14 protein-coding genes and 1 pseudogene are annotated in these 17534 nt (G+C 73.4%); 9 read left to right on the top strand and 6 right to left on the bottom strand.

What is annotated here, in order from left to right; translation table 11 throughout:
* Together DT057_RS01615 and DT057_RS01610 are read right to left on the bottom strand one after the other, a co-directional pair.
* Positions 1 to 181, bottom strand: a pseudogene (locus DT057_RS01615) (RluA family pseudouridine synthase); the annotation flags it as partial.
* Between the two features lie 75 nt (positions 182 to 256).
* Positions 257 to 1570 carry a replication-associated recombination protein A gene (locus DT057_RS01610; protein WP_128560379.1) on the bottom strand — a complete coding sequence of 438 codons (1314 nt, stop codon included), beginning with the start codon at positions 1568 to 1570 and terminating at the stop codon, positions 257 to 259.
* A gap of 163 nt (positions 1571 to 1733) precedes the next feature.
* Between DT057_RS01610 and DT057_RS01605 the strand changes: the two genes are divergently transcribed.
* The 3 genes from DT057_RS01605 to DT057_RS01595 all read left to right on the top strand — a co-directional run bounded on the left by DT057_RS01605 (position 1734) and on the right by DT057_RS01595 (position 4946).
* A complete protein-coding gene (locus DT057_RS01605) occupies positions 1734 to 2648 on the top strand; it encodes a glycosyltransferase family 2 protein (protein ID WP_162501287.1) in 915 nt (304 codons plus the stop codon).
* 92 nt (positions 2649 to 2740) lie between these two features.
* Positions 2741 to 3676 (top strand): alginate O-acetyltransferase AlgX-related protein, encoded by a 936-nt coding sequence (locus tag DT057_RS01600; RefSeq protein WP_128560377.1) that lies wholly within the window; start codon positions 2741 to 2743, stop codon positions 3674 to 3676.
* Positions 3677 to 3893: 217 nt separating this feature from the next.
* Positions 3894 to 4946, top strand: coding sequence for a hypothetical protein (locus tag DT057_RS01595; RefSeq protein ID WP_128560376.1), 1053 nt, complete (start codon positions 3894 to 3896; stop codon positions 4944 to 4946).
* 22 nt (positions 4947 to 4968) lie between these two features.
* On the opposite strand, the gene DT057_RS01590 is transcribed toward DT057_RS01595, so the two are convergent.
* From DT057_RS01590 to dnaK, 3 genes are all read right to left on the bottom strand, one after another.
* Entirely contained in the window at positions 4969 to 5592 is a 624-nt protein-coding gene (locus DT057_RS01590; RefSeq protein ID WP_203236157.1) for a class I SAM-dependent methyltransferase, read from the bottom strand.
* Positions 5593 to 5775: 183 nt separating this feature from the next.
* Complete coding sequence (gene dnaJ, locus DT057_RS01585; protein WP_128560374.1) at positions 5776 to 6954, bottom strand: molecular chaperone DnaJ; 1179 nt, start codon at positions 6952 to 6954, stop codon at positions 5776 to 5778.
* A 179-nt stretch (positions 6955 to 7133) separates the two neighbouring features.
* A complete protein-coding gene (dnaK, locus tag DT057_RS01580; protein ID WP_128560373.1) occupies positions 7134 to 9053 on the bottom strand; it encodes a molecular chaperone DnaK in 1920 nt (639 codons plus the stop codon).
* Between the two features lie 356 nt (positions 9054 to 9409).
* On the opposite strand from dnaK, the gene DT057_RS01575 reads away from it, so the two are divergent.
* The gene (locus DT057_RS01575; protein ID WP_128560372.1) at positions 9410 to 10384 is read left to right on the top strand and encodes a hypothetical protein; all 975 of its coding nucleotides are present in this window, start codon (positions 9410 to 9412) and stop codon (positions 10382 to 10384) included.
* Positions 10385 to 10424: 40 nt separating this feature from the next.
* Here DT057_RS01575 and DT057_RS01570 read toward each other — a convergent pair whose 3' ends face one another.
* The gene (locus DT057_RS01570; RefSeq protein WP_407068145.1) at positions 10425 to 10970 is read right to left on the bottom strand and encodes a YqgE/AlgH family protein; all 546 of its coding nucleotides are present in this window, start codon (positions 10968 to 10970) and stop codon (positions 10425 to 10427) included.
* 345 nt (positions 10971 to 11315) lie between these two features.
* On the opposite strand from DT057_RS01570, the gene DT057_RS01565 reads away from it, so the two are divergent.
* From DT057_RS01565 to DT057_RS01545, 5 genes are all read left to right on the top strand, one after another.
* Positions 11316 to 12284 carry a protein-disulfide reductase DsbD domain-containing protein gene (locus tag DT057_RS01565; RefSeq protein WP_128560371.1) on the top strand — a complete coding sequence of 323 codons (969 nt, stop codon included), beginning with the start codon at positions 11316 to 11318 and terminating at the stop codon, positions 12282 to 12284.
* Positions 12285 to 12432: 148 nt separating this feature from the next.
* Positions 12433 to 12915, top strand: a complete 483-nt coding sequence (locus tag DT057_RS01560) for a peroxiredoxin (RefSeq protein WP_128560370.1) — start codon at positions 12433 to 12435, stop codon at positions 12913 to 12915.
* 313 nt (positions 12916 to 13228) lie between these two features.
* The gene (locus tag DT057_RS01555; RefSeq protein WP_407068143.1) at positions 13229 to 15442 is read left to right on the top strand and encodes a glycosyltransferase family 2 protein; all 2214 of its coding nucleotides are present in this window, start codon (positions 13229 to 13231) and stop codon (positions 15440 to 15442) included.
* A 162-nt stretch (positions 15443 to 15604) separates the two neighbouring features.
* The gene (locus DT057_RS01550) at positions 15605 to 16909 is read left to right on the top strand and encodes a UDP-glucose dehydrogenase family protein (RefSeq protein ID WP_128560369.1); all 1305 of its coding nucleotides are present in this window, start codon (positions 15605 to 15607) and stop codon (positions 16907 to 16909) included.
* A 71-nt stretch (positions 16910 to 16980) separates the two neighbouring features.
* Entirely contained in the window at positions 16981 to 17217 is a 237-nt protein-coding gene (locus tag DT057_RS01545) for an Lrp/AsnC ligand binding domain-containing protein (RefSeq protein ID WP_128560368.1), read from the top strand.
* Positions 17218 to 17534: the final 317 nt, after the last annotated feature.

Raw genomic sequence — 17534 nt, 5'->3', positions numbered from 1 at the left:
CCTCGTCGTCGCCCCAGGGCGCGGCGTCGCCGAGGTCGCGTCCGCCGCCGGCGCGCTCGGCGGCGTCGCGGGCCGTGGTGCGCGGCCCGGTGCGGGCCCGCGCGAAGCGGCCCGAGGAAGGTCCGCCCGGGCCGGTCCGCGACCGCCCGGGACCGCCGCGGTGGGGAGGCTTGCCCGTCATGACGTGCTGGTAGCATCGGGCGTACCGGCCCGCAAACATGCAGTGCGCCCCGGGGGCCGGGCGCCGGGACGGCCCTCAGCTCTCCTCCCGGCGGGCCTTACGCTCCGCCTCCCACCAGTCGAGCCGCTCCGCCACCTTGCGCTCGAAGCCGCGCTCGGTCGGCGCGTAGAAGCGCTGCCGGCCCAGGCGCTCGGGCCAGTAATCCTGGCCCGAGAAGGCGTCGGGCTCGTCGTGGTCGTAGCGGTAGCCCTCGCCGTAGCCGAGGCGGCGCATCAGCTTCGTCGGCGCGTTGAGGATGGTGCGGGGCGGCGGCAGGGAGCCGTGCTCCTTGGCGGTCCGGGTCGCGGCCTTGTAGGCGGTGTAGAGCGCGTTCGATTTCGGCGCCGTGGCGAGGTAGACGGCGGCCTGCGCCAGGGCGAGCTCGCCCTCCGGCGAGCCCAGGAAGTCGAAGGCCTCCTTGGCGGCGGTGGCGACCGCCAGCGCCTGCGGGTCGGCGAGCCCGACATCCTCCACGGCGGCCCGCACCAGCCGCCGGGCGATGAACAGCCGGTCCTCGCCGGCGTCCAGCATGCGGCAGAGGTAGTACAGGGCGGCGTCGGGATCCGAGCCCCGGATCGTCTTGTGGAGGGCGCTGATCAGGTTGTAGTGGCCCTCCTGCGCCTTGTCGTAGACGGGCGCGCGGCGCTGGATCAGCTCCTGCAGCAAGGCGGCGTCGAGGGTCTCGCCGGCGGCGGCCGAGCGCCAGACCTCCTCGGCCAGGGTGAGCGCGGCGCGGCCGTCCCCGTCGGCCATCCGCACCAGCACGGCGCGGGCCTCCGGATCGACGGGCAGGGGCCGGCCGGTCAGGGCCTCCGCCCGGGCGAGCAGCTTCTCCACGGCCGCGTCGTCGAGGGCGCGGAAGACCAGCACCCGGGCCCGGGACAGGAGCGCGGCGTTGAGCTCGAAGGACGGGTTCTCCGTCGTGGCGCCCACCAGCGTGACGGTGCCGTCCTCCACCACCGGCAGGAAGGCGTCGAGCTGCGCCCGGTTGAAGCGGTGGATCTCGTCGACGAAGAGCAGGGTGCCCCGGCCCGCCGCCCGCCGGGCCCGGGCCGCCTCGAACACCTTCCGGAGCTCCGCGACGCCCGAGAAGATCGCCGAGATCTGCTCGAAATGCAGGTCGGTCTCCCCCGCGAGGAGGCGCGCCACCGTGGTCTTGCCGGTCCCGGGCGGTCCCCAGAGGATCAGCGAGCCGAGGTGGCGGCCGTGCAGGAGGCGCGTCAGCGCGCCGCCCTCTCCGGTCAGGTGCTCCTGGCCCACCACGTCCGGGAGCGCGGTCGGGCGGAGACGGTCGGCGAGCGGGCGTGGCGCGTCGCGCGCGGGGCCGGCGGAGGCGAACAGGTCGGACATCGCCGCATCAACACCCGGCCGCGGCGCCGCCGCAAGGCCCGGGCCCTCCGCCATCCCCTGGCACCGGCCCGGCTTTCCCGTTAGCGGCTGCTCGCGTATGGTGCGCCCCCCATGCCGGGTTGCGTTCCCGGCCGCCCCGGCGATGAGACGAGACGACAAGAGGATGCTCAGGCTCGGACTCGGCGTCACGACCTACAATCGGGCCGAGTCCCTGGCGCGCACCCTGGACGGCGTGGCGCGGTTCACCGCCACGCCGCACCGCCTCGTCGTCGCCGACGACGGCTCGGCCGACGACACCCTGGCGATGCTGCGGGCCCGGAAGGTGCCGCACCTCGGCGGGCCGAACCGGGGCATCGCCTGGAACAAGAACCGCGTCCTGTTCTACCTGCACGAGGTGGCGCGCTGCGACGTCGTGATCATGCTCGAGGACGACACCGTGCCGACGAGCCCGGGCTGGGAACGGCCCTGGATCGAGGCGGCGCACCGGTTCGGCCACGCCAACCTCGCCGGGGAGTGGTTCGCCGAGCGCTTCATCTCGGGCGCCGGCACCCCGTCCGACCCCGTCCTGTGCACCGACATCACGGGTCAGTGCGTCTCGTTCAGCCGGCGGGCGCTGCGCGCCGTCGGCTACATGGACACGCGCTTCGAGCGCTACGGCTTCGAGCATTGCGACCATTCCGAGCGCCTGCGGGCCGCGGGCTTCGGGGGCCGCGCCGACCCGCCCGCCTACTACCTGCTCAAGAGCGACTTCCACATCCTGTTCGAGGCGAGCGACTACCGCGACGAGCTGGAGCGGAACGCGCTGATCTACCTCCAGGTGAAGCAGGACCGCGCCCTCTATCGCCGGCCGTGGCGCTCGCTGGCCGACCTGCGCCAGCTCACGGCGGATCTGCGCCGGGCCGAGCCCTACGATCCCTGGCTGAAGGCCCGTCTCGCCCTCTCGCTGGCCAGCCTGCCGGCGCGCTTCGGGGCGCGCTGGCTCGCCCAGCGCGCCCTGCTGGGGGCCCGGCGCACGGCCCGGAGGCTCCAGGCCCCGAGGCGGCCCCACGGTCCGGGCGAGCAGACCGACGCGACCTGAGCCGCCGCGGCGTCTTGCGCCGCCGAACCGAATTCCCCGGTGCCGCGCCGGCTGGGCCCGGAGGGCCGGAGGCACCCCAACCCCGAGGCGAGATGTTCCACATCGGCAAGGACGGCTGGCTGTTCCTGACGGGCGGCTCGAACGACGTCCTGGCGCAGTACGGAACCTCGTGGGAGATCTGGCGCCGGCTCGCCGCCTGGCGCCGCCTCGTCCTGGGGCGGGCGGCGCGCTGCCGGGACCTCGGGGCCCAGTACCTGCACGTCGTGGTGCCGGAGAAGATCACGGTCTACGACAACAAGCTCGCGGGCCTGCGGGTCGACGCGCGCCGGTCCCCGGCGCGGCGCCTCGGCCGGCTGCTGGCGCTGTCGCCGGCCGGCCGGAGGGCCTGGATCGAGCTCGTCGGGCCGATGCGGGCCGGCCGCGACGAGGCGGACCTGTACTTGCGCACCGACACGCACTGGAACTTCCCGGGCTACCTCCTCGCCTACCGGGCGATCTGCCGGGCCTGCGGCGCCCGCGCCCGGGACTTCGCCGACCGGCGCACCCTCGCGGTGGCCGGGGTGATGGACCTCGAGTCCAAGATGCCGTTCCCGCGGGCGGAATCCCGCATCTTCCACGACCTCCAGCGCGACGCCGCGCGGGTCCACGCCGGCACGCTGGTGCAGGCCTACGAGGCGGCGGGGCGCGGCGGCGACCTGCACGTCGGCGCCCACGTCGTGTACCGGAACGAGAGCGCCGAGGCGGACCCCCGCACCGTCGTGCTGTTCGGCTCGTCCTGCTCGAGCTACGTCTACGGGATGCTCACGGGGGCGCTCGCCGAGACGTTCCGGGAGCTGCACTTCGTGTGGTCGGCCAACATCGACTGGGCCTACGTCGCGGGCGTGCGGCCCGAGCTCGTGATCTTCGAGATCGCCGAGCGCTTCCTCGCCAAGGTGCCGGACGACGCCTTCGACATCGAGGCCTACGCCGCCGAGCGCATCCGCGACATGGCCCCGGCGGCCCGGCCGGCGGACGCGGTGCGGGCCTGAGCGCGCCGGACCCGGGTTCCCCCGAGGCTTGCGGCCGTCCGGCGCCTGCACCATACGCTTGCCCGGATGATCGGCGACGCTCGGGCGGACGGCTCGGCCCGGGGGAGCGCGGCGGCGCGGGCCGAGCCGTCCGCGGGCCGGCTCCTTCCGCAACCTTGCGCGGGGGTCGTCGGATGGGGCGGGCACTCGGGCTCGGGGCGCAGGATTCTGGGACGTCATGCATTTCAGCGTGAATCGGTTCGACGCGTCGCATCTGCTGCTCTGGCTCACCCCCAATGATTCGCGCCAGACGCCGCGGGTCCGGGTGGTCATCGACGCGGAGCGCACGCTCGAGCTCGAGGCCTGGGTGCCGTTCCCGCAGCTGAAGGAGTTCGGCTGGCACGACACGGGCCTGTGCGGCTTCGAGATCACCGATGCCACCTGCCCGGGCCTGGCGGCGGCCAGCCGCGTCGCGGTGTTCGATGCCGATTCGAACTTCCTGCTCTACCAGCACGCCGCCGACCGCACCTGCCGCCCGCTGCGCCTGTTCACGCTCGACTACACGATCGACCAGGACAACAGCCTGCGCGACACGATCTTCAACGAGTTCCAGATGTCGTACTTCGGCATCCGGGAGATCCACTACGACCTCCTGCGCTGCGTGTTCGACGGCAAGCACACCGATTCCCTGTACCTGCACGGCAGCCTGTTCGTCCGCCGCTACGAGGAGCTGCTCGCGCAGGGCGAGTTCCTCAAGACGATCCTGATCGTCGACCCCTACATCGAGCTGGCCAAGCGGATCCTGTGGCTGCGCAAGATGGAGCAGATCGGCCGGGAGCCCTCCCAGAGCTGGCGCATCGACCAGCTCGAGGCGCCCTGCGCCTTCGCGGCCGGCCTCGACTTCGCCAACCCCTCGGCCCTGCGCAAGGCGTTCGACCGCATCGACCAGACCACCTACAATTGGCTCTCGAACCCGCTGACCCGCGACCTGTCCTGCACGGTGCCGGGCGAGATGCTGAAGTCGGGGCACTGGAGCGCCGCCATGGATACGCTGTCGCGCTTCAACGTCATCGGCCACCAGCAGTTCTGGGACGCCTACACCGCCATGGTGAGCGACGTGGTCGGCCTGAGCGGGACGCCCCCGGCCGAGCGCGCGGTGCCCGAGCCCGTGCTCCGGCTCGCCGAGACCCTGAGCCGGGTGCGCACGACCCTCGCCCTCGTCGAGCTCGACATCAACCTCAGCGACAAGGTCTACACGATCATCGAGAAGCAATGGGGCGACAAGGGCTGAGCGGGCCCGTGCGGCCGCTCCCTCAGGGCCGGCGGTAGACCCAGACCCGGGCCGGCGGCAGGTTGAGCCAGACCTTGTTCGAGCGGCTCGCCGTGTAGGTCGCGGAATTGGCCGGGATCGGCGGCACCACCGCGTAGGTGAACTGCACGAAGGGCGCGTTGGCGTGCATCAGGTCGTGCGCCGCGCGCAGGAGATCCAGGCGCTGCTCCAGCGGCTTGGTGAACAGCGGCAGGCTCGAGATCGTGGCGCAGGCGGGCCCGCCGAGGACGTCCCGGAGCGCGTGCTGGATGTCGTAGGCGTCGCCGCGCAGCACGGTCGCGCGGGGAAAGCGCCGGCGCAGCAGCTCGCAGAAATCCGGGTTGTACTCGAGGAGGACGAGCCGCTCCTGCGCGATGCCGCGGCGCACCAGGGCGTCCGTCACCGGGCCGGTGCCGGGCCCGAGCTCGATCACAGGCCCGGTCAGGCGGGGATCGACGTAGGACGCCATGGTCCGGGCGAGCAGGCGCCCCGAGGGCGTCACCGCGCCGGTGACCAGCGGGCGCTCGAGCCACGAGCGCAGGAATCGCGCCTCGTCCTCGAGCGGGTCGCGCTGCTCGCGCAGGGGGACCGCGATGGCTTTGGCGCTGGATCGGCGAGGCAACGGCAGGACCCTTGAAGACGCGGAAGAACAACAGAGCTGCGGAACGGCTGTCGACCAAAGGCGCGCTGCCGTCAAGCCTTCTGCCGGGTCGTCCGCGTCCCCCCGGCCGCGCCCTGATCCCGCGCGGGGGAACGCGCCGGGGGCGTCCGGGTTCGCGCCGGGGCGGAGGTTCGGGGCGGGCCCCGCCCCTCAGGCCCGCCCGGCGCCGCCGAGCCCGTCGAAGAACTCTTTCACGCGGGAGAAGAAGCCGGCGCTCTCGGGGTGGTTGTCGGCGGCCGTGCCGTGCTGGTCGAACTCCTGGAGGATCTCGCGCTGGCGCTTGGTGAGGTTCTGCGGCGTCTCGACGAAGACCTGGATGTAGAGGTCGCCCACGTCCCGCGAGCGCAGCACCGGCATGCCCTTGCCCTTGAGGCGGAACTGCTTGTTGGTCTGGGTGCCGGCCGGGATGCGCACCTGGGTGTCGGAGCCGCCGATCACCGGCACGGTGATCTCGCCCGAGAGCGCCGCCGTCACCATCGAGATCGGCACGCGGCAGAAGAGGTCGGCCCCGTCGCGCTGGAAGAACGGATGGGGCTTGATCGACAGGAAGATGTAGAGGTCGCCCGCCGGGCCGCCGCGCAGGCCCGACTCGCCCTCCCCGGCGAGGCGGATGCGCAGGCCGTCGTCGACGCCCGCCGGCACGTTGATGGAGAGGCTGCGCTCCCGGGTCACCCGCCCGGCGCCCCCGCAGGCCGCGCACGGGTCCTCGATGATCTCGCCGCGGCCCTGGCAGTTCGGGCAGGTGCGCTCGATGGCGAAGAACCCCTGCGCCGCCCGCACCCGGCCGTAGCCGGCGCAGGTCGGGCAGGTCTTGGGCTTCGAGCCCGCCTTCGCGCCCGAGCCGGCGCAGACCTCGCAGGTGACCGAGGTCGGCATCCGGATGGTCTCGGCCTTGCCCGTGAAGGCCTCCTCGAGGGTGATCTCGAGGTTGTAGCGCAGGTCGGCCCCGCGCTCCCGGCCGGCGCCCGCGCCACGCCCCGCCGCGCCCGGGCGCGCGCCTGCGCCCCCGCCGCCGCCGCGGGCGTCGCCGAAGAAGGTGTCGAAGATGTCCGACATGAAGTCGCCGAACTCGTTGCCGAACCCGGGACCGCCCTGCCCGCCCTGCGAGAACGCGGCGTGGCCGAAGCGGTCGTAGGCGGCGCGCTTCTGTCCGTCGGACAGGGCCTGGTAGGCCTCGTTCAGCTCCTTGAACTTGAGCTCGGCCTCCTTGTTTCCGGGGTTCCGGTCGGGGTGGTAGACCATCGCGAGCTTGCGAAACGCGGCCTTCAGCTCGCCCTCGCTCGCGGTTCTGGCGACGCCCAGCACCTCGTAATAGTCGCGCTTCGACATTCCCCGTCCCCAAACCCCTGATCGACGCCCCGCGATCGAACGATCCCTCGACCGGGCCGATCCTCACAAGCCGGTCCCCGGTGCGGCGGGCACCGGGGACCGGGTGGTCAACCGTTCACGCGCGCGGCGACCCGCGGCCGGGAACGTCCCGGCCGCGGGCGCCCGTGCGCCGGGCCCGATCAGGCCCGCTTCTTCTGGTCCTTGTCGTCGACCTCCTGGAAGTCGGCGTCGATGACGTCGTCCTTCTTGGGCTCGCCGGCCGCGGCGCCCTGGCCGTCGGCGCCGCCCGCCGCCTGGCTCGCGGCGTACATCGCCTCGCCGAGCTTCATCGAGGCCTGCATCAGGTCCGTGGTACGGGCCTTGATGGTCTCGACGTCCTCGCCCGAGAGGGCCTGGCGCAGGGCGTCGACCGCCGTCGTGATGGCGCCGCGATCGGCCTCCGACACCTTGGCGCCGTACTCCGCGAGCGACTTCTCGGTGGAGTGGACCAGGCTCTCGCCCTGGTTCCTCACCTCGACCAGCTCGCGGCGCTTCTTGTCCTCGGCGGCGTTGGCCTCGGCCTCCTGCACCATGCGCTGGATGTCGGCATCCGACAGGCCGCCCGAGGCCTGGATGCGGATCTGGTGCTCCTTGCCGGTCGCCTTGTCCTTCGCCGTCACGTTGACGATGCCGTTGGCGTCGATGTCGAAGGTCACCTCGATCTGCGGCAGGCCGCGGGGCGCGGGCGGGATGCCCACGAGGTCGAACTGGCCGAGCAGCTTGTTGTCCGCCGCCATCTCGCGCTCACCCTGGAAGACCCGGATGGTGACCGCGTTCTGGTTGTCCTCGGCCGTCGAGAAGACCTGGGACTTCTTCGTCGGGATGGTGGTGTTGCGGTCGATGAGCCGGGTGAACACGCCGCCCAGCGTCTCGATGCCGAGGGAGAGCGGGGTCACGTCGAGGAGCAGCACGTCCTTGACGTCGCCCTGGAGCACGCCCGCCTGCACGGCGGCCCCGATGGCCACCACCTCGTCCGGGTTGACGCCCTTGTGGGGCTCCTTGCCGAAGAAGGTCTTCACCACCTCCTGGATCTTCGGCATGCGGGTCATGCCGCCGACCAGCACCACCTCGTCGACCTCGCTCGCCGAGACGCCCGCGTCCTTGAGGGCCTTGCGGCAGGGCTCGATCGTGCGCTGCACGAGGTCGTCCACGAGGGACTCGTACTTGGCGCGGCTGAGCTTCAGCGCCAGGTGCTTGGGACCGCTCGCGTCCGCCGTGATGTAGGGCAGGTTGATCTCGGTCTGCGTCGCCGCGGACAGCTCGATCTTGGCCTTCTCGGCGGCCTCCTTGAGGCGCTGGAGGGCGAGCTTGTCCTTGGTCAGGTCGATGCCCTGCTCGCGCTTGAACTCGGCAGACAGGTACTCGACGATGCGGTTGTCGAAATCCTCGCCGCCCAGGAACGTGTCGCCGTTCGTGGACTTCACCTCGAACACCCCGTCGCCGATCTCCAGGATCGAGACGTCGAAGGTGCCGCCGCCGAGGTCGTAGACCGCGATCAGGCCGGACTTCTTCTTGTCGAGGCCGTAGGCGAGCGCCGCCGCCGTCGGCTCGTTGATGATGCGCAGGACCTCGAGGCCGGCGATCTTGCCGGCGTCCTTGGTCGCCTGGCGCTGGGCGTCGTTGAAGTAGGCCGGAACCGTGATGACGGCCTGCGTGACCGGCTGGCCGAGGTACGACTCGGCCGTCTCCTTCATCTTCTGCAGCGTGAAGGCGGAGATCTGGGACGGCGAGTACTGCTTGCCGTCGGCCTCGACCCAGGCGTCGCCGTTGCCGCCGCGCACGATCTTGTAGGAGACCAGGCCCTTGTCCTTCTGGGTCATCGGATCGTCGTTGGTGCGCCCGATGAGACGCTTGATGGCGAAGAAGGTGCGCTCGGGGTTCGTCACCGCCTGGCGCTTGGCCGGCTGGCCGACGAGCCGCTCGCCGTCGTCCGTGAAGGCGACGATGGACGGGGTGGTGCGCGCGCCCTCCGCGTTCTCGATGACCTTGGGCTGCGCGCCTTCCATCACGGCCACGCAGCTGTTGGTGGTGCCAAGGTCGATGCCGATCACTTTACCCATGGTGGGATCCCTCGTTGGTGTTCTTAAGCAGACCGCCGAGCCCCGAAGCAGCTCGGCCCATGGCGGTACTTTGAAGGTTAGGTCCGGAGCGGGCTTCGACCGGATCTCGGTCCGCCGGGAGGCGAAGCTCGAGGGCGTCACCCGCGCCGAGCCCGATATAAGAAGGCCCTCCGGAGGCCGCAAGGCGAGGCGGTGCGCGGGCGGCCGCGCCGGCAAGCCCCTGGCCGGCCTTCGGGCCGCGCCGCCACAACAATGTTGCGGGCTTGCCACGCCCGCGCCACGGACCGCATGCTAGGGAACGGGATCACGGCCGCCGCGCCCGGCCCCCGTCCCGTCGCGCGCCCGCCTGGAGCCTGATGCAGCCGTTCCGCCTCCTCCCTCTCCTGGCAGTCCTGACGGCGGTCTCGGGCCCGGCCTCGGCCCAGTCGTTCCTGGAGGAGCTGTTCGGGATCGGGCGGGCGGCGCGTCCCCCGGTGCCGCCCGCCACGGTCCCGGGCGGCCGCGGCCCGGCGGCGCCGGGCGGCCTGCCCGGCGAGGTGCTGCCCGAGTCGCCCCGGCCGGCGCCCGCGCCCCCCGCCCCGCCCAAGCCCGTGGTGCTGCGGACCCCGAGCGACGAGGCGGTCCTCGGCCAGGACCTCCAGCAGAACGGCAATGCCGGCTCGCTGCGCCTCGAGCGCGCGGGCGGCGCCTTCACGGCCCGGATCACCCTGCCGGGCACCCGGATCTCGCAGCCCACCGAGAGCTGCAAGGTGCCGCTGGCGGAGGGCAACCCGGTCGCCCTCGCCGAGCAGGGCAGGCCCAACGGCGTCACCCGGCTCGCCTCCTCGGACGCCGCCTGCCCGCTCCGGATGGAGATCCTCGAGGGCAGCGTGATGGTGACGCCGCTCTCCGAGCCGGATTCCTGCCTGTTCCAGGCCGCCGACTGCGCCACGACGCCGAAGGGTCTCTGGGGACCGGGCGCGAGCCTCCTGCTGCCCCGGGCCCAGGAGTTCGACGGCGCCCGCGGGGTCGCCGACAAGGCGGTGCGCGAGAACTACAAGGTGATGACCCAGCGCGCCCGGCGCGAGGACGTGCGCCCGATCGTGACCGAGCAGGCCGCCTTCTCGTCGGAGCGGGAGCAGATCTGCCGCGCCTACGTGCGCGAGGGCTCGCACGGCTTCTGCCACCTGCGCTTCTCGGAGGCCCGGGCCCTGTCGCTCGCGACGCGCCTCGGCATGGCGGGGGCGGCCCCCACCGCGAGCGCGGCCCCGCGCACCCCGCGGCGGCGGCCCGCGCCCAGCGTCGACGGGATGAACCCGGGCCCGTTCGAGGGCGCCGCCGGGCCTGACTGAAGCCGCCGCCGGGCCTGATTGAGGCCGCCGGCCGGCCGCCTCAGGCGTGACCGGCGCTCATCGACAGCATGGCGGGCTCGATCCCGATGCCGCGCAGGGCGCGGTCGTACTTGGTATCGAGCGCGGTGTTGAAGATCAGCTCGGGGTCGGCCGGGCAGTGCAGCCAGCCATTGGCCTGGATCTCGCTCTCGAGCTGTCCGGCCTGCCAGCCGGCGTAGCCGAGCGCCAGCACGGCGCTCGACGGGCCCTTGCCGACGGCGATCGCCCGCAGGATCTCGATCGTGGCGGTGAGGCAGATGCCCTCGTCGATCAGCAGGGTCGACTGGTCGATGTGGAAGTCGGGCGAGTGCAGCACGAAGCCCCGGCTCGCCTCCACGGGGCCGCCCATCAGCACCGGCATGTGCCCGATCCGGTTCGGCAGCCGGATGGCGTCCTCCTGGCCGATGATGTCGAGCTGGACCAGCAGGTCCGGCATGTTGAGGTCGGCCGCGGCCTTGTTGACGATGATCCCCATCGCCCCCTCGGCCGAGTGCGCGCAGAGGTAGATCACCGAGCGGGAGAAGCGCTCGTCCGCCATGCCCGGCATGGCGACGAGCAGCTGGCCGTCGAGGTAGCTCGGCCCGGACCGACGGTCCGCCGCGCCCTCGTCGCGGCCCGCCCCGGTCCGCTGGCGGGGGCCGCGCGCGTCGCCCGGAACGTCCGTGTCGTTCTGTGGAAATCTGCTCCGCATGAGGTCCATGCTACGCCCCGGCCCGGCATTGTCCATCCTGGAAACGCACCGGGCACGCCCCGGCTCCGTGGCCGCGCCCGGCAACCTCGCCGCAGGGCCGGGGCGGGGTCACGCGATCGTTGCTGGCGCGCCGCCGGACCCGCCCGGTAGGCTGGCGCCGGTCCGCGACGGGGCCGCGCGGCCCCCGGAGCAGGTGGAAGGATGACGTTTCCCGATCCCGTCGCGCCCGCGGCCGGCGCGGCGCCGCGGCGGCCCCGGCGGCCCCGGCGGGGCCTCACCTTCCTCCTCCGCGGCGCTCTCCTCCGCGGCGCTCTCCTCCGCTGCGCCCTCCTCCGCTGCGCCCTCCTCCTCGGCGCCCTGGCGGCGGGCGCGCCGGCCCCGGCGGGCGCCGCGCCGGCCTGGTCGACGGGCCTGCACGCCCGGGCCCGCCTGATCCCGGGCGGCCAGGCCGACGGCCTGCGGGTGGCGGGCCTCGAGATCGTCCTCGACCCGGGCTTCAAGACCTTCTGGCGCGACCCGGGCGAGGCCGGGATCCCGCCGACGCTCGACTGGTCGGGCTCGCGCAACGCGGCGCGGGTCGAGGTGGTCTGGCCGGTGCCGCGGCGGATGGACGAGGCGGGCGACGTCGTGTTCGGCTACGAGGGCCGGGTGGTGCTGCCGCTTCGCGTGCACCCGATCGATCCGGACGGCCCGGTCGCCCTGCGGCTGCGGCTCGACTACGGGATCTGCAGCGCGATCTGCATCCCGGTGCGGGCCGACCTCGCGCTGACCCTGCCGGCCGACGCCGCCGCGGTCCCGGACCCGCGGGTGGCCGAGGCGCTGGCGGCCTCGCCGCAGCCCGCCCGCCTCGGTGAAGGGGCGCTCGCGGTCCTGGGCGCGGTGCCCGAGCCCCCGGGCCGGACCGGCGGACTCGTCGTCGCGGTCCGGGCCCGGGTGCCCGACGGGCGCCCGGCGGACCTGTTCGTGTCGGGGCCGCCGGGATGGCTCCTCGTCCCCCCGCCCCGGGCGCGGCCGGAAGCGCCCGGGACCGTGCTGTTCCGCGTGCCCGTGCGGGAGCGGCCCCCGGCCGGCGGCGCCGGCGCGCTGCCCCTGAGCCTGACCCTGGCCAGCCCCGGGCTGCACCCGGTCGTGACGGAGGCCAACCTCGACACCCGGGAATGGCCGCGCTAAGCAGGGCCGCGCGGCGGCCGCGAGGGCGCCCGCGACGACCCGCACCCGCCGACACCCCTTGATTTCGCAGCGATTTTTTCGGTAGGCCGCGTCGCCGGCCGATCCGGACGATGCCGGGACACAGCCCGGACTGATCAGGAGAGCACCGATGACGATCCAGGTTGGCGAGCACCTGCCCCAGGCGACCTTCCGGGTCATGACCGCCGAGGGGCCGGCCGCCAAGACGACCGACGACGTGTTCAAGGGCCGTCGCGTCGTCCTCGTGGCGGTCCCGGGCGCCTTCACGCCGACCTGCCACCGCAACCACCTGCCCGGCTACGTCGCCAGGCGGGAGGAGATCCTCGGCCGCGGCGTCGACGCCATCGCGGTGACCTCGGTCAACGACGTCTTCGTGCTCGACGCCTGGTCGAAGGCATCGGGCGCCGAGTCGATGGAGTTCCTGGCCGACGGCAACGGCGATTTCGCCAAGGCGATCGGCCTCGACATGGACGGCGCCGGCTTCGGCCTCGGGGTGCGCTCGAAGCGCTACGCGATGCTGGTCGACGACGGGGTGGTGCGGGCCCTCAACGTCGAGGACACGCCCTCGAAGGCCGACCTGTCGGGGGCGGAGACGCTGCTGAAGTCCCTCTGAGCGGACGCGCCCCGGGGATGCGGCGCGCGCGCGGATCGGGGGCCGCCGGCGTCGCGCCGGACCGCTGCGCGCGGCCGGAATGCTGCGGGCGCGGCCGCCGCTCGGGCCCCGCGATTGACGGCGGACCCCGGCCGGCTGCTACAAGGTCCCGGTCCGGGAGCGCCGGTGCCCGGGATCGCCCGGGCGCCCGGCCGCGCCGCGCATCCGTGAGGATGCGCGGTCCCCGATCCCGCCTGCATGCCCACCCCCGCTCGCGGCCGCGGCACCCGGTCCGCGGCGCTGCACGGGCGTCGCGGGGATAGAGGGAGACATCGTGTCAGCCGACACCGAAGCCGGAGCGGAGCCCGTGCGCGCCACGATCCGGCCGCTCGCGGGCGCGCCCGCCGCGCGGGACTTCGTCCCTGACCCGCACGACGCCCGCGCCGGCGCGCTGGTCCTCGACCTCCGGGGGCTCGGTCTCGGCGGGCGCTGGGTCGGCATCTCGTTCCGCGACGACGGGCGCGGCTCCTTCGCCCGCGTCGAGCTCGCCGTCGTGTCGCGCCTGCCGGGCGGGGATCAGAGCGCGAGCCTGTCGGAGCGCGCCTTCGGCAACGGTCGGTTCACCTGGCTCGGGCGCCTGCCGGCCCGGGCGGTCGCCCTGCGCATGACCCCGATGGCCGGGGAGAACGCCCTGGCGGTCTCGGACTTCACCATCACGGTGCGCAGCCGGATCGTCCTCCTGGGCCTCGGCGCCCTGCGCCGGCCCGACCTCGCCGCCCAGGCGCTGTTCTGGCGCCTCCTCGGCAAGCGGGTGCGCTCGCAGCACCGCCTCACCCGGGCGCTGACGCCCCCGGGCCTCAGCGGCTACGACACCTGGGTCGCCCACTTCGACACCCTGAGCGACGCGGACCGCGCGCGCATCGAGGCCGAGGTGGCGACCTGGCGCGATCCCCCGCTCATCTCCGTCGTCATGCCGGTCTACGATCCCGGCGCGAAGGTGCTGGAGGAGGCGATGCGCTCGGTGCGCCTCCAGCTCTATCCGCACTGGGAGCTCTGCATCGCCGACGACGCCTCGAGCGACCCGGCGGTGCCGCGCCTGATCGCCCGGACCGCCGCCACGGACGCGCGGATCCGGTGGGTGCGCCGATCCGAGAACGGCCACATCGCCCGGGCCACCAACACGGCCCTCGACCTCGCCACCGGGTCCTACGTCGCCTTCATGGACCACGACGACGTCCTGCCGGCGCACGCCCTCTACGAGGTCGCCAAGGCGATCCTGCGCGACCCGGACCTCGACCTCGTCTACAGCGACGAGGACAAGATCGACGCCCGCGGCCGGCGCTTCGAGCCGCACTTCAAGTCCGACTGGAACCTCGAGCTCCTCTACGGCCAGAACTACGTCAACCACCTGACGGTGATCCGCGCCTCCCTGGTGCGCGAGGCCGGCGGCCTGCGTCCCGGCTTCGAGGGCAGCCAGGACCACGACCTGCTGCTGCGGCTGAGCGACACGCTCCGGCCCGAGCGCGTCCGCCACCTCCCGGTCATCCTGTACCACTGGCGCACCGCCGTCGGGTCCGGGACCTTCTCGGACGCCTCCCTGGCCCGGGCCGAGGAGGCCCGGCTGCAGGCCCTGCGCGACCTCCTCGCCCGCCGGGGCCTGCCCCACCGGGTCGAGCGCGGGCCGCTCGGGTTCAACCGGCTCGTGCGCGTCCTCCCCGACCCCGCGCCGCGGGTCTCGGTGGTGATCCCGACGCGCGACCGCGGCGAGCTCCTGGCGGTCGCCCTCGAGGGGCTCCTGTCCGGGACCGCCTATCCCGACATCGAGGTCGTGATCCTCGACAACGACAGCACGGAGCCCGCGACCCGGGCGCTCCTCGCGCGCGCCGCGACGGACCCGCGGGTGAGGGTGCTGGCCTGCCCCGGCCCGTTCAACTTCTCGGCCCTGTCGAACGCCGGCGCCGCGGCGGCGCGCGGGGCCCTGCTCCTGTTCCTCAACAACGACATCGAGGTGCGCGAGCCCGGCTGGCTCGCCGAGATGGCGTCGATCGCCGTCGAGCCCGGGGTGGGCGCCGTCGGCGCCAAGCTATCCTACCCGGACGGCACCCTCCAGCACGGCGGCGTCATCCTGGGCGCCGGCGGCGTCGCCGGCCACAGCCACCTCGACATCGGCCGCGACGATCCGGGCTATTTCGGCCGCATGATGATCACCCAGGAGGTCTCGGCGGTCACGGGCGCCTGCCTGATGATGCGCAAGGCCGTGTTCGAGGAGGTGGGCGGCTTCGACGCCGAGCACCTCGCCGTCGCCTTCAACGACATCGACCTGTGCCTGCGGGTGCGCCGGGCCGGATACACCATCATCTGGACCCCGCACGCCGCCCTGGTCCACCACGAGTCGAAGAGCCGCGGCCGCGACGACACGCCCGAGAAGCGCGCCCGCTTCGAGGGCGAGGTGCGCACGATGCTCGACCGCTGGGGCCCGCAACTGCGCAACGATCCCTACTACAATCCGAACTTCGCCCGCGCCAAGGCGCAGTTCCGGCTCTGGTGAGGGGCTGCCGCCCGCGCGGTCCGCGCCGCGCCGGCGGGGCGCGCCGCCCGGGGCCGGCGAGTTGCCCGCCCCGCCGCGCCCCGCTAGAGCCGTAGGGCAGGCACGGCCCGANGCCGCCGGGCGCCGCGCCCGTCGGGTCCGGAGCGTATCAGGGGTTGCGGAATGCGCGTGGCGATGGTGGGCGCCGGCTATGTGGGCCTGGTCTCGGGAGCGTGCTTCGCCGATTTCGGCCACGCCGTCGTCTGCGTCGACACCGATCCGGGCAAGATCGCGGCGCTCAAGGCCGGCCGGATCCCGATCTACGAGCCCGGGCTCGACGCCCTCGTGGCCGAGAACGTGCGCCAGGAGCGCCTCGCCTTCACGACCGACCTCGCGGCGGCGGTGGCGGGCGCCGACGCGGTGTTCATCGCGGTCGGCACGCCCTCGCGCCGGGGCGACGGCTTCGCCGACCTCTCCTACGTCTACGCCGCCGCGCGCGCCATCGCGGACGCCGTGACGAGCCCGACCGTGGTGGTGACGAAGTCGACCGTCCCGGTCGGCACCGGCGACGAGGTCGAGCGCATCATCCGCGAGGCCCGCCCCGACGCCGAGGTGGCGGTGGCCTCGAACCCCGAGTTCCTGCGCGAGGGCGCGGCCATCGCCGACTTCAAGCGGCCGGACCGGATCGTGATCGGCGCCGACGATCCCCGGGCCGCCGCCGTGATGAGCGAGCTCTACCGTCCGCTCTACCTCAACCAGGCGCCGATCCTGGTGACGAGCCGGCGCACGGCCGAGCTCACCAAGTACGCCGCCAACGCCTTCCTGGCCACGAAGATCACCTTCATCAACGAGATCGCCGACCTGTGCGAACGGGTCGGCGCCGACGTGCAGGAGGTCGCCCGGGGCATTGGGCTCGACAACCGCATCGGGCGCAAGTTCCTGCACGCCGGCCCCGGCTACGGCGGCTCGTGCTTCCCCAAGGACACCCTGGCGCTGGTCAAGACCGCGCAGGACGCCGGATCCCCCGTGCGCCTCGTCGAGACCGTGGTGGCGGTCAACGACAGCCGCAAGCGCGCCATGGCCCGCAAGGTGGTGGCCGCCTGCGGCGGCTCGGTGCGGGGCAAGTCGGTGGCGGTGCTGGGCCTGACCTTCAAGCCGAACACCGACGACATGCGCGAGGCGCCCTCGCTCGCCATCATCGCGGGCCTCCAGGACGCGGGCGCCCGGGTGCGGGCCTACGACCCCGAGGGGATGGCGGGCGCCGGGGCGCTCCTCGAGGCGGTCGAGTACGCCTCCGACCCCTACGCCTGCGCCGAGGGCGCGCACGCCCTCGTGCTGGTGACCGAGTGGGATGCCTTCCGGGCCCTCGACCTGCCGCGCCTGCGCCGCCTCATGGCCGAGTCGGTGCTGGTGGACCTGCGCAACGTCTACCGGCCCGAGGACGCGCGCCGGCACGGCTTCACCTACACGAGCGTCGGCCGGCCCTGAGACCCCGCGGCGGGAGCGTCCCCGCCCGGGGCCCGCCCGCGCTCCCGATCCCCCGGAACCCCGAGGACCCGATGCAGACCTTCTTCGTCGAGATCAAGTGCAGGCTCGGCAAGACCTACACCGTCGCGAGCGCGCTTGCCGACCGCGAGATCGCGTCCGAGATCTACTCGACGGCCGGGCACTACGACGTGCTGGCCAAGTTCCACGTCGACGACGATGTGGATATCGGGCATTTCGTGGCCGAGCACGTGCAGACCATCGCGGACATCCAGGACACGCGCACGATCATCACGTTCAAGGCTTTCTGAAACCGGGGGATTCCGGTTGCGCCGCGCCCGCCCGCCCGGCCCCGCGCGACCGCGGCCCGGGCGGGCGGCGGCCCGGATCGCCGGCGCCCGGGTCGCGCCCGGGTGTGCAATCGCGTCGCGGAAGCGGGCGAAATCCGCCGGCCGCCCGGCGGCGGCGCTCCGCCGAGGTCGCGCTGCCCTAATACGACCTGATTTTCCGAGTTCTTCCAACGCGGAGGGAATCCTGCGCCGGCCGGAGGTCACTGCCGATGGTGAAGAGACCGTATCTCCGGAGCGGGATTTCTTACGTTCGGGATTGTTCTGCCATGACTGGCGGC

The organism is Methylobacterium crusticola, from assembly GCF_003574465.1.
Lineage (GTDB): Bacteria > Pseudomonadota > Alphaproteobacteria > Rhizobiales > Beijerinckiaceae > Methylobacterium > Methylobacterium crusticola.
This window is presented reverse-complemented; position numbering and strand designations above follow the sequence as displayed.

Bases quoted from the DNA above. Each gene is read 5' to 3' on its own strand.
- DT057_RS01610 (WP_128560379.1), bottom strand. From the start codon at position 1,570: ATGTCCGACCTGTTCGCCTCCGCCGGCCCCGCGCGCGACGCGCCACGC.
- DT057_RS01575 (WP_128560372.1), top strand. From the start codon at position 9,410: ATGCAGCCGTTCCGCCTCCTCCCTCTCCTGGCAGTCCTGACGGCGGTC.
- DT057_RS01550 (WP_128560369.1), top strand. From the start codon at position 15,605: ATGCGCGTGGCGATGGTGGGCGCCGGCTATGTGGGCCTGGTCTCGGGA.
- DT057_RS01605 (WP_162501287.1), top strand. From the start codon at position 1,734: ATGCTCAGGCTCGGACTCGGCGTCACGACCTACAATCGGGCCGAGTCC.
- DT057_RS01595 (WP_128560376.1), top strand. From the start codon at position 3,894: ATGCATTTCAGCGTGAATCGGTTCGACGCGTCGCATCTGCTGCTCTGG.
- DT057_RS01545 (WP_128560368.1), top strand. From the start codon at position 16,981: ATGCAGACCTTCTTCGTCGAGATCAAGTGCAGGCTCGGCAAGACCTAC.
- dnaK (WP_128560373.1), bottom strand. From the start codon at position 9,053: ATGGGTAAAGTGATCGGCATCGACCTTGGCACCACCAACAGCTGCGTG.
- DT057_RS01565 (WP_128560371.1), top strand. From the start codon at position 11,316: ATGACGTTTCCCGATCCCGTCGCGCCCGCGGCCGGCGCGGCGCCGCGG.
- DT057_RS01560 (WP_128560370.1), top strand. From the start codon at position 12,433: ATGACGATCCAGGTTGGCGAGCACCTGCCCCAGGCGACCTTCCGGGTC.
- dnaJ (WP_128560374.1), bottom strand. From the start codon at position 6,954: ATGTCGAAGCGCGACTATTACGAGGTGCTGGGCGTCGCCAGAACCGCG.
- DT057_RS01570 (WP_407068145.1), bottom strand. From the start codon at position 10,970: ATGCCGGGCATGGCGGACGAGCGCTTCTCCCGCTCGGTGATCTACCTC.
- DT057_RS01600 (WP_128560377.1), top strand. From the start codon at position 2,741: ATGTTCCACATCGGCAAGGACGGCTGGCTGTTCCTGACGGGCGGCTCG.